This is a genomic window from Shinella sp. AETb1-6, assembly GCF_009826875.1.
GTDB lineage: Bacteria > Pseudomonadota > Alphaproteobacteria > Rhizobiales > Rhizobiaceae > Shinella > Shinella sumterensis.
Genome location: NZ_WUMM01000005.1, coordinates 56,918 through 68,506, shown reverse-complemented (window position 1 = coordinate 68,506; position 11,589 = coordinate 56,918). Strand labels below are relative to the sequence as shown.

Annotated in this window: 10 protein-coding genes; 4 read left to right on the top strand and 6 right to left on the bottom strand. The window is 64.4% G+C overall.

Annotated features, from left to right (window positions below):
- The first annotated feature begins 6 nt into the window (after positions 1–6).
- Positions 7–1,296, top strand: coding sequence for an L-rhamnose catabolism isomerase (gene rhaI, locus GR158_RS10260; RefSeq protein ID WP_160871010.1), 1,290 nt, complete (start codon positions 7–9; stop codon positions 1,294–1,296).
- A gap of 51 nt (positions 1,297–1,347) precedes the next feature.
- On the opposite strand, the gene GR158_RS10255 is transcribed toward rhaI, so the two are convergent.
- The 6 genes from GR158_RS10255 to GR158_RS10230 all read right to left on the bottom strand — a co-directional run bounded on the left by GR158_RS10255 (position 1,348) and on the right by GR158_RS10230 (position 8,070).
- Positions 1,348–2,244, bottom strand: a complete 897-nt coding sequence (locus GR158_RS10255) for a sugar phosphate isomerase/epimerase (RefSeq protein ID WP_160871009.1) — start codon at positions 2,242–2,244, stop codon at positions 1,348–1,350.
- Positions 2,245–2,336: 92 nt separating this feature from the next.
- Positions 2,337–3,275: an ABC transporter substrate-binding protein gene (locus GR158_RS10250; RefSeq protein ID WP_134650116.1), complete on the bottom strand. Its 939-nt coding sequence runs from the start codon at positions 3,273–3,275 to the stop codon at positions 2,337–2,339.
- A gap of 68 nt (positions 3,276–3,343) precedes the next feature.
- A complete protein-coding gene (locus GR158_RS10245; RefSeq protein WP_134650115.1) occupies positions 3,344–4,327 on the bottom strand; it encodes a ribose ABC transporter permease in 984 nt (327 codons plus the stop codon).
- A gap of 37 nt (positions 4,328–4,364) precedes the next feature.
- Positions 4,365–5,894, bottom strand: coding sequence for a sugar ABC transporter ATP-binding protein (locus GR158_RS10240; protein ID WP_160871008.1), 1,530 nt, complete (start codon positions 5,892–5,894; stop codon positions 4,365–4,367).
- Positions 5,891–7,294 (bottom strand): FGGY-family carbohydrate kinase, encoded by a 1,404-nt coding sequence (locus GR158_RS10235; RefSeq protein WP_160871007.1) that lies wholly within the window; start codon positions 7,292–7,294, stop codon positions 5,891–5,893. Before GR158_RS10235 ends, GR158_RS10240 begins: the two co-directional genes overlap by 4 nt.
- Positions 7,291–8,070 (bottom strand): DeoR/GlpR family DNA-binding transcription regulator, encoded by a 780-nt coding sequence (locus GR158_RS10230; protein ID WP_160871006.1) that lies wholly within the window; start codon positions 8,068–8,070, stop codon positions 7,291–7,293. Before GR158_RS10230 ends, GR158_RS10235 begins: the two co-directional genes overlap by 4 nt.
- Before the next feature lie 198 nt (positions 8,071–8,268).
- Here GR158_RS10230 and GR158_RS10225 point away from each other — a divergent pair, with 198 nt between their 5' ends.
- Genes GR158_RS10225 through GR158_RS10215 form a run of 3 tightly spaced genes read left to right on the top strand, consistent with a single transcriptional unit; the run spans position 8,269 to position 11,464 of the window.
- Entirely contained in the window at positions 8,269–9,351 is a 1,083-nt protein-coding gene (locus GR158_RS10225) for a class II aldolase/adducin family protein (RefSeq protein WP_160871005.1), read from the top strand.
- The gene (locus tag GR158_RS10220) at positions 9,348–10,625 is read left to right on the top strand and encodes an FGGY-family carbohydrate kinase (RefSeq protein ID WP_160871004.1); all 1,278 of its coding nucleotides are present in this window, start codon (positions 9,348–9,350) and stop codon (positions 10,623–10,625) included. The genes GR158_RS10225 and GR158_RS10220 overlap by 4 nt, the downstream gene beginning before the upstream one ends.
- Positions 10,622–11,464: a TIGR01459 family HAD-type hydrolase gene (locus GR158_RS10215; RefSeq protein WP_160871003.1), complete on the top strand. Its 843-nt coding sequence runs from the start codon at positions 10,622–10,624 to the stop codon at positions 11,462–11,464. The genes GR158_RS10220 and GR158_RS10215 overlap by 4 nt, the downstream gene beginning before the upstream one ends.
- Positions 11,465–11,589: the final 125 nt, after the last annotated feature.

Genomic DNA, 11,589 nt, shown 5'->3' with positions numbered 1-11,589 from the left:
AGGACGATGATGACGGGAATCGAAAAGAGCGTCGTGGACGCACATAATGACGGGGCGGCGGCGGCGCTGAAGGCAGACTACGCCGCGCTCGGCGAGCATCTCAACCGCCGCGGCATCGATATCGATGCGATCAAGGCGAAGGTGGCGCACTATGGCGTTGCCGTCCCCTCATGGGGGGTGGGAACCGGCGGCACGCGTTTTGCGCGTTTTCCGGGCGCCGGCGAACCGCGCGACATCTTCGACAAAATGGACGACTGCGCCGTCATCCACCGGCTCACCGGCGCGACACCCTCGGTCTCGCTGCACATCCCGTGGGACAAGGCCGATCCGGCCGCGCTGAAGGCCAAGGCCGAAGAAACGGGTCTTACGTTCGATGCCATGAATTCCAACACGTTCCAGGACCAGGCGGACCAGACGCATTCCTACAAGTTCGGCTCGCTGTCGCATGCCAGCGCCGCGACGCGCCAGCAAGCCGCCGAGCACAACATCGAATGTATCGAAATCGGCAAGGCCATCGGTTCGAAGGCGTTAACGGTGTGGGTCGGCGACGGCTCCAACTTTCCCGGCCAGACGAATTTCACAAGGCAGTTCGAGCGCTACCTCGACGCGATGCGGACAGTCTACAAGGCGCTGCCCGACGACTGGCGGATCTTCACCGAGCACAAGATGTACGAGCCGGCCTTCTACTCGACCGTCGTGCAGGACTGGGGCACCAACTACATGATCGCCGAAGCGCTCGGGCCGAAGGCTTACTGCCTCGTCGACCTCGGTCACCATGCGCCCAACGTCAATATCGAGATGATCGTCGCGCGCCTGATCCAGGCGAAGAAGCTTGGCGGCTTCCACTTCAACGATTCGAAGTATGGTGACGACGACCTCGATACGGGTTCGATCGATCCCTATCGCCTCTTCCTCGTCTTCAACGAACTGGTCGACGCCGAGATCCGCGGCGCGGAAGGCTTCCGTCCCGCCCATATGCTCGACCAGTCGCACAACGTCACGGACCCGATCGAAAGCCTGATGGTTTCGGCCATGGAAGTGCAACGCGCCTATGCCACCGCCCTTCTCGTCGACCGAAAGGCGCTGGAGGGGTTTCAGGAAGACAACGATGCCCTGATGGCGACGACCACGCTGAAAAAAGCGTTCCGCACCGATGTCGAGCCGATCCTGGCGATGGCGCGGTTCGAGAAGGGCGCAGCGATCGATCCGGTCACCGTTTTCCGCGCCTCCGGTTATCGCGCCAAGGTCGCCACGCTACGCCCGGCAATATCCGGCGCGGGCGGCGGCATCGTCTGATGCAAGGTGCCAGCGGCCTGCACGCGCAAGCCACCGGCATTGTCTGCTCCGTCAGGCCGGAAGGTGCGCCTGGCGGACCAGCGCGTCCTTGAGCCGGGCCGTATCGAGGCCCAGTTCGATGAAGCGATGGGCGTGGCGGGCGAGCGCGACATTATCGTCCCACAGGTTGCGCCAGATCGCGGTCTTCAGCGACAGGTCCTTGTCGACGATGGTCGTCGAGAAGGATTCGAACGTCACATAGTCATCCCAGCCGATGGCCACCAGCGCATCGAAGATCGCGGCGAAATCGATCGTGCCCGTTCCAAGATAGCCACGGTGGCTTTCACCGATATGGATGTAGCCGATCTTGTCGGCGGCGTGACGGATCGCGAGGCCGACATCCGCCTCTTCGATGTTCATGTGGAACGTATCGAGGTGCAGCAGCACGTTCGATGCACCGGTATCGCGGATATAAGCCATGCCCTGCGCTGCGGTGTTGAGCATGTTGCTCTCGAAGCGGTTGACGATCTCCAGATTGAGGGTCACGCCGGCCGCCTTGGCGCGCTCTGCGACCTTGGTCAGCGCCGCGACACTGGTATCCCAGCTCTTGCGTGTGAGCGCGTGTTCCTGCTTGCCATGGGCGGAGCTCAGGATGCCGGCGAGCTTCGTGCCGCCGAGATCGCGCACCAGCGCCACCGCCCTGTCGAGAATATCGGTGCCGTTGGCGACGACGGAGGCATCATCGCTGGAAATGTCGCCTTCCGGCGGCAGGCCCATGCTGATTGCCACGTCGAGCTCGAGCTCCCGCAACCGGCTGGCGAGCCAGTTCACATCGACCTGCCTGGGATCGAGATAGGAAAACTCGATGAGCTTGTAGCCGAGCCTGTGCGTGTTCTCGAGCGCCTTTTCGAGCTCGTTACGCGAAGAGCCTGCGCTCCAGACGAAGGAGTGAACACCGATTTTCGACATGATCCCGGCTGCTTTCTGAAAGGAAGGAATGAAACACGGTCGGCCGGACACGCCGCTTTCGCAAGACGCGCCCGGCCGTCGGGGAGGAAGGCTTAGCGGGCTGCGGTCCAGCCCTTGTAATCCTTGACGTTGTCGGCCGTGATGAGCTGCGGATCGAGCAGCACGACGGGTTCGGCCGGCTTCTTGCCGTTCAGAACCTCGACGCCGAGCTTCAGCGCCTCACCGGCCATGACATAGGGATCCTGCGAGGCGGATGCCTTGATCATCGAATTGCCGCTGGCAAGCGCCTTCTCGATATCCGGCGCGCCATCGACCGCGGTGAAGAAGAACTCGCTGCGGTTCAGCTGCTTGGCGGCAAGTTCGGCGCCGATCGCGGTCGGGTCGTTGATCGCGAAGACGGCATCGATCTTGTCGAAGCGGGTGAGCAGGCCCTGCATCACGGCAAGGCCGCCATCGCGCGAGCCCTGACCGTTCTGGTCGTCGGAGAGGATCTTGATATCGGCATGCTTGCCGAGCGCTTCCTTGCAGCCCTGCACGCGCTCGAGGATCGACGAGGAGGCCGGGCCGTTGATGATGACCACGTCGCCCTTGTTGCCAAGCTTCTCGGCGATGTAGTTGCAGGCCTCTTCGCCGGCCTTGACGTTGTTGGTCATGACGGTGACGTCGGCGCCGGGAGCGGAAACGTCGAACGCCGCGACGACGACGCCGGCAGCCTGGGCCTTCTTGACGGCAGGCGCGATCGCCTTCGCGTCGACGGCGTTCAGCATGATGATGTCGACGCCGGCGGCGATGAAGCTGTCGATCTGCGAAACCTGCTTGTTGAGGTCATAGTCGGCCGAAACCGAGGTGACTTCGACATTCGGGTTGATTTCCTTGGCGCGGTCCTCGATGCCTTTGATCGTGGCGACGAAGAACGGGTTGCCGAGCAGGCCGACCGAGATACCGATCTTATTGAGGTCCTTGGCGGCGGCAGGCATGGCGAGTGCGGCAACCATGGCGGTGCCGACGAGCAACTTGGACATAAGACGCATGTTTTCCTCCTTTGGTGGCGCTTGTCGCGCCGTTGTCTCCGGTTGTGACCGGTTCTTTCAGCCGGACCTCACGTCCGGCTAAGCCCTTTGAGCCTGTAGCGATCAAGGCCGACGGCGACGATGATGACCAAGCCCTTGATGATGTATTGCCAGATGTCCGAGACCCCCACGAGAATAAGGCCGTTGGAGAGCACGGCGATGATGAGCGCCCCGATCAACGTGCCCCAGATCGAGCCGACGCCGCCGACGAAACTGGTGCCCCCGAGAATGACGGCCGCGATGGCATCGAGTTCATAGGCCTGGCCGAGTTGCAGGCCGTTGGCCGCATAGAGGCGGGCAGCCGACATGGCACCGCCAAGGCCGGAAAGCAGGCCGGACATGGAATAGACGAAGAGCAGCACCAGCGGCACCTTGATGCCGGTCAGACGCGCGGCCTCGGAGTTGCCGCCGACGGCATAGATCCAGGTGCCCAGCACGGTTCGCTTCAGGATGAACCAGGAGACGATGATCGTGGCGATGGCGATGATGGCGAGCCAGGGAACACCGAACAGCGAGCCGTTGCCGATGAAGTCGAACGGCAGGTCCGGGTTGAACACGGTCGTGTCGCTGCCGAGCAGGCGTGCCACGCCGCGGATGGCGGTGAGCGAGCCGAGCGTCACGATGAAGGGCGGCAGCTTCAGCCAGGCGATGATGGCGCCGTTGAGGAAACCGCAGGCAAGGCCGGCAGCGATTGCCGCGGGAACGCCGAGCATGCCGAGGTCAGGCACGAGCGAGACGATGACGGCGATCATGGCCGAGGCCGCGAGGATGGACCCGACCGAGAGGTCGATGCCGCCGGTCAGGATGACGAAGGTCATGCCGGCAGCCAGCACCGTGTTGATCGATGCCTGCTGCATGACGATCGACAGGTTGTTGACGGAAAGGAACCGGCCGCTCAGCACATGAAAGCCGATGGCCAGCAGCACGAGCACCGGCAGCATGCCAAGCGCCGTCAGCGTCGAGCGGAACTTCAGCTTGTCCATCCGGGTCTGTTCGGTTTCGCCTGCAGTCATGATGTCCGTTCCCGTCTTCGTCTGTCTGGTTTCTGCTTCAGGCCGCGGTGCCGGTCGTACCGGTGGCAAATGCCATGATCGCTTCCTGCTCGATCGGCTGGTTCACCTCGCCGGCAATGCGCCCTTCCCGCATGACGAGCACACGGTCGGCGATGCCCAGGATCTCCGGCAGGTCGCTGGAGATGACGACGATGGCGATGCCGTTCTGGGCGAGTTCGTCGATGATGCGGTAGATCTCGGATTTCGCGCCGACATCCACGCCGCGCGTCGGTTCGTCGAGGATGATGGCCCTCGGCCTGGTTTCCAGCAGGCGGGCAAGCAGCGCCTTCTGCTGGTTGCCGCCAGACAGCGCGCCGACATTGATCTGCGTGCCGGCAGTGCGGATGGAAAGTGACTTCACCGCCTGCGCTGCGCGCTCCCTGGCCCGCGCAAAATCCAGAACGCCTCCGGCCTTCGCATCCGCCGCGATGACGCCGATATTGATGTTGTCGCTGATCGACATGTCGAGAAACAGGCCGAGCGCCTTGCGGTCCTCTGTGAGATAGGCGATGCCCGCGTCCAACGCGTCGCGCGGCGATGTGACCGAAATCGGTTTGCCGTTCAGCATCACGTCGCCTGTGGCCCGACGATCGGCACCGTAGACCAACCGCGCCAGTTCGGTGCGCCCGGATCCGACAAGGCCGGCAATGCCAAGCACTTCGCCCGCGCGCACCTCGAAGGAGCAGTCGTGCACCTTGACGCCGTCGCCGATGTTCCTGACGGCGAGCACCGCCGCCCGTTCGCCCGTAACCTGACGGTGCTCCTTCTTGTAGAAGGAGGACAGATCGCGGCCGACCATCATCGAGACCAGCTTGCTGGCGGAAAGATCGGCGCGGTCCAGCGTTCCGACATAGGCGCCGTCGCGCAGCACACTCACCCGGTCGGAGAGCTGGTAGATCTCCTCCATGCGGTGGCTGATATAGATGATGGCAATGCCATCGGCCTTGAGCCGCGCGATGACATCGAACAGCTTTTCCGTTTCCCGGCTGGTGAGCGAGGTGGTCGGCTCATCCATGACGATGATGCGGGCATTGGTCGTCAGCGCCCGTGCGATCTCCACCATCTGCCGCTCGCCGAGCGACAGCTCCGCGACACGGCGGGAGGCATCGAAATCGATGCCGAGCTGCTTGAGGATGGGATCGGCGCGACGGCGCATCTCCGCACGGTCGGCCAGGCCGAAGCGCGACGGCTCGTTGCCGAGGAACATGTTCTGCGCGACGGTCAGGTTCGGCGCGAGTGAAAGCTCCTGGTAGATGACGGCAATGCCATAGGCCTTTGCCTTCAGCGGATCGCCGAGCGTCGCCGGCACGCCCTCAATCAGCACCGAGCCGCCGGGATCGGCCGTGTAGGCGCCCGACAGGATCTTCATCAGCGTCGATTTACCCGCCCCGTTCTCGCCCATCAGCGCGTGAACCTCGCCGGCACGAACCGTCAGGCTCACCTGCGACAGCGCCTTCGAGGCTCCGAAGGTCTTGCTGATGTCGCGCATCTCCAGAAGCGGACGTTGTTCGTTGACCGTCGCCGTCATGCGCGCTTCTCCTCTCGCGAAACCGCCTCAGCCGATGCCATCGCATCCACATGGTTCCGCCATTGCCGGCGATATTCATCAAGACCGGGAATGGATGCCGGTTCGGCCACGGCGCAATCGTTGACGAAGGGATTGTCACCGATGGCATCGAAGACGAGCGCCGCTGCGCCGAAGGCGCTGCCTTCCGGGTTGGCGCTCGTGTGCACCGTCTGCCCCGGCCGAAGGGCGGCAAGCACGGACGCATAAAGCCCCGTCTTCACCAGGCCGCCATCGATGACGATGGCATTTTCAGACCCGATGAGATCGAGCGACAGGTCGGTCATCAGCGCCACATAGAGCATCGCGACGGCTGCGCGCTCCTCGCCCGCGACGGCCGGGCCGACAAAGCGGCCCTCGTGTCCCGGCATCGGCCCGCCCGGCGCGAAGGACGGCAGAGCGAACGCCTTTGCGGCGATGACCCTGGCAACGGCTTCGGCCGAGACAGGTTTCGTCCAGCCGCCGCTGGCGACATCGTACTCCCGGCCGCCCATGAAGCGGATGGTCGCGACCGGCTGGTGATCGACCGTGACATTGGCCAGCATGTCCCTGTCGGCATCGAGCCTTTCCAGCGGACTTGCGGGATTGAAGATGATCACCCAGGTACCGGTCGAGACCAGGGTGAAATCCGTGAAACCGAGCGAGCGGTAGAAGTAGAGCGCCGCGTTGCTGTCATGCACGCCGTTATGGACGGCGATCTCCACGCTGCGCCCGTCGTCGCGCGTCACCTTGTGGGTGCCGACGACCTCACCGGCTTTTGCGAATTCCGGCATCCGGCTGCGCCAGCCCATGCGGTCGACGAGACTGCTGAAATCATCCCGCAGCGGCGCCCACAGGTTGGAATGGCAACCGAGATAGGAGACTTCCGAGACGGGACGGCCGGAGAATTTCCAGGTCCAGAATTGCGGATAGGCGAGAATGGCTTCCGCCTTTGCGATCAGGTCCCCATCGCGTTCGTTCAGCCAGAGCAGGTGTCGCCCATAGTTGAAGCCCAAGGGCAGCGGTGGCGAGAACGTCTCCTGGAAGTCCGGCGCCATTGCATCGATGCGCGCGGCGATCTCTGCGGGCGGCTCCTGCTCATAGTCCAGTATGGGGTGGACGAGCGACCCGCCGGCAACGAGCGCGAAGGTGCAGCCGTGACCGGAAAACGTCATGCGGTCGACACCGTGCGCTGCGACGGCCCGGGCCAGTTCAGCCGTCATCCAGCCGAACAGCGCCGCGTCATCCAGCACGCGCAGATCCCCTTCGTCACGCCAGACGGGGCGTGTTCGCGCCTCGTCGATGACCCGTCCCTCCGACGAGACGACGAACAGCTTGGAATTGGTCTTGCCGAGATCGAAGACGGCGATGGGGGACCCGCTCAATTCACGCCTCCCGTCTTTGCGATCTGGATCGTGACGCCCGCATCTTCCAGTATCTTGGCCGCCGCGTCCGTCAGGCCGTCATCCGTGATGATCGTGCCGATGCGCGACAGAGGCAGAGCCACGTTTCGCGGCTGGATCGAGAATTTGCGGCTGTCGGCAAGAAGCACGATCTCGTCCGCGCAGGCCGCCAGTTCACCGATCACCTTGACGAGCAGCGGATGGGATTCGAGCAGCCCCTTGCTGCTGATGCCCTGCGTGCCGACGAAGAAACGCGATGCGAAAAAGCTCGGGGAGCCCCCCGACGGATCATGGATGATACCAGGCTCGCGGTAGAGCTCGCCGCCGGCCACGGAAAGCTGGCAGGTGCCATGCTCGCCCAGGTAAGCGGCGAGCGGCATCGAATTGGTCCAGACGCGCAGATTGCGCCGCGCAAGCAGTGTGCCCAGCTGATAGCAGGTCGAACCTGCATGAATGATGAGGGAATCGCCGTCGCGCACCAGATCCGCTGCGGCTGCGGCGATGGCGCGCTTTGCCTCGACCGCGATATCGCGGTTCTCGTCATAGGGCCTGGCCGAGAGCCGGCCGCTATCGCCCGCCTCGCTGGCGGAAATACCGCCATAGACCTTCCGGGCCCGGCCCAGTTCGTGGAGCTTGTCGATATCGCGGCGGATGGTGGCGGGAGAGGCGCCGAGGCGTTCCTGAAGGTCGCGCACGGATGCGAACGGCGTCTCGCGCAAAAGCTCAATGATGGCCTTGTGGCGTTGCGTGTCGTTCACGAATGCTCCTCCCGGCGTCTCCAGCGCCGATGAACGAAGATAATCATACTAATCCAAAACGATCAAGCATCATGACGTATTTTCTTCACAGTTGACGATGTGCGATCATAGCAATACCATCAGCCAAAAAGTTTGATCACCTTTCATCGCGATCTGCGGTGAGCGGTGGCGCAGGGTCGTCTAGAGGAGGAGGCTGGCATGGCTTCGGGCAATCGGTCGGACGGTGATCCGGCCTTCGACGCGTTTCTCGCGCTTTCAAGGGACATCGGCAGCGACATCCTGAAGACCCAGGGCGCCGGCGGGAATACCTCGTTCAAGCGCGACGGCGTGATGTGGGTCAAGGCTTCGGGGACATGGCTTGCCCATGCCGGCGAACGCGACATCATGGTGCCGGTGACGGCAGCACCCCTGGTGACGGCGCTGCGGGCCGGCGAGCCGAGCGCGGAGAAGGCAACCGACTTCATCGTCACCGAGCTGAATGCCTCCGGTCTGCGCCCATCGATCGAGACCAGCTTTCACGCGGCCCTTCCCCAGGCCGTCGTCGCGCATTATCACTGCGTCAATGCCATCGCGCTCTCGGTCCTCACCGACCGGGACGTCGTGATTGCCAAACTGATGGCGAAGCTCCCCGACCTGCGCTGGGCGACCATACCCTATCACCGCCCCGGCACGCCGCTCGCGCTGGAAATCGACCGCGTCGCCGCGACGCGGCCGGACGTGCTGGTCCTCTACAATCACGGCATCATCATCACCGGCGAGACCGTCGAAGAGGTGCGCGAGCGCATCGCGCGCGTCACCGAAGCGCTCTCCGTCGCCGTCCGCGCGGAGGCGACAGCCGACACCGCCGCCTTGCGGGCGTTGGCGGAAGGCTCCGATTTCCATGTGGCTGACGATGCCGAGAGCCACAAGACGGCGCTCAACCCGGCCAATGTGGCGTTTGCGGCGGGCGGTTCACTTTACCCGGATCATGTCATCTTCCTGGGTACGGAAATCGGCGTGCTTTCCCCCGGCGAAACGGTGAATGCCTATGTCGACGCGCGGCGCGCGCGCGATCTTTCCATCCCGAAGATGCTGCTCGCGCCAGGGCTTGGCGTGCTGCTCTCGAACGAACTCACCGCAGGTGGCCGCGTCATGGCGCGCTGCCTTGCCGAAGTCGTTTCCCGCATACCGGATGGTGCGTCCGTGGCCTATCTCAGCGCCGATGAGGAGCATGAACTGACCCATTGGGAGGCCGAGCAGTACCGCCAGGCACTCGACCGCAAGGCGAGCCGGCAGGCATGAGCACCGGCACACAGCCCGCTATCGCGCTTGGCATCGACCTCGGCACGTCGGGCGTGCGCGCCGCGCTGCTTTCGAAAGACGGAGAACCGGTCGATATCGCGGCGTGCCCCTTCCCCGATGCCGCGGCCGCACGCCTGCCCTCGACCTGGTGGAACGGCGTCACGTCATGTCTTACGGAACTCGCCTCCCGCAACACCTTCTCGTCCCTTGAGGGGGTCGCCGTCGACGGGACGTCCGGGACCGTGCTTGGCGTGGACGAAGCCGGCGTTCCGGTGGGCGAGGTGCTGATGTACAACGACCCATGCCCCGATCGCGCCATCGTCGAGCGCATCGCCGCGGTGGCACCTTCGGATAGTCCCGCACGCGGTGCCACGTCGGCGCTGGCACGCGCAATCTACCTCTCACGCAGGCCGGGCGTGCACACCATCCTGCACCAGGCCGACTGGATCCTGATGCAGCTTGGCCTTGCCGCCGCAACCAGCGACGAGAACAATGCGCTGAAGACCGGATACGATCTCGACGCCGAGCGCTGGCCCGACTGGCTGGAAGCATGCGGCATGGACATAGCCCTGCTGCCGTCCGTCGCACGGGCCGGCGCGCCGCTCTCGACGGTGACGGCGCATGGGCGCGCACTCGGTTTGCCGCCGCAATGCCGCTATCATGCGGGCACGACAGACGGCTGCGCCTCGTTCCTGGCGACCGGCGCCGCGGCTATCGGCGACGGCGTGACCGCGCTTGGATCCACACTGGTGGTGAAGCTCGCCTGCGCACGACCGATCAGTGCTGCCAATTATGGTATCTATTCCCACCGCATCCTCGACTTCTGGCTTGCGGGCGGCGCGTCGAATTCCGGCGGCACCGTCATCCGCACGTTCTTCGACGGCGAACAGTTGAAATCGATGACGCCCAAATTGCGCCCGGATGTGCCGACAGGCCTGTCCTACTATCCTCTGCCGGCGCCCGGCGAGCGCTTCCCCATCAACGATCCCGCCTACCCGCCGCGACTTGAGCCGCGCCCGGTCGACGACCTCCTGTTCTTCCAGGCAATCCTCGAGGGCATTACCGCAATCGAGAAATCCGGCTACGACCGGCTGGCGGAGCTGGGCGGCCCCAAGGTGCTTTCCGTGCGCACGGTCGGCGGGGGCGCTGTCAACGAGGCCTGGACGCGGATGCGGGAAACGGCGCTCGGCGTGCCCTTCCTTGCAGCGCGCTCGGCGGAAGCATCCGTCGGCACCGCCTCGCTTGTGCTTGCCGGAAAGGAGCGCTGGCCTTGAGCATTGCGCCGCACACCACGCTTGCCGCCCTGGCGGATCGTTACGATGCCTTCTTCGTCGACCAGTTCGGCGTGCTGCGCGACGACGACGGCGCCTATCCGGGCGCCAACGCCGCCCTGCTTCGCCTGAAGGCCCTGGGCAAAACAATCGTGATCCTGTCGAATTCTGGCCGCAGCGGCGCCTATAATGGCGACCGCCTGGTCAAACTTGGCTTCGATCGTTCCGGCTTCGACCACTTCCTCACCTCCGGCGACGTCGCCCACCACATTCTGGCTGAGGAGAACGCCGGAAAGGCGCGGATCACGCGGTGCCTGACGATTTCAAGCGGCGGCGACCGCAATCTCGCCGAGCGTCTCGGTTTCGAAAGCGTCGAGGACGCAGCGCTTGCGGATATCGTGATCATCTCGGGAAGCGAAGCGGAGCGCATTCCGCTGTCGGCCTATCGTGACCGGCTGAGGCCCGCGGCGGAGCGCGGCATCCCCTGCTACTGCACCAACCCCGACCGGCATAAGCTCGTGAAAGGCGGCGGGACCGCCCCGGGTGCCGGCAGCATCGCCCTTGCCTATGAGGCGCTCGGCGGCCCGGTTCGCTGGTTCGGCAAGCCCCATCCCGCAATATACCGGCAGGCGCAATCCCTGCTTGGCAACATGGAAGCCGACCGCATCGTCTGCGTCGGCGACAGCATCGAGCACGATATCGCCGGCGCCGCCGGCGCGGGACTGGCGTCGTGCCTCGTGCGAACCGGCATCCTCGCGTCCACGCCCGACAGCGCCCTTGCCCCGATCTGCGAAACGCACGGCGCGCGCCCCGACTTCGTGATGGCGCGTTTCACGATCTGAGCGCCGCTCTTCGCTTGCCGCAGGCCTGCTTGAGCGCTACGCACGTCCTGTTATCCTGCCATCACATCGGGCCAGACGGGGACGCGAATTGCAATGCTCATTCATGAAGGCGACACGCGGACACC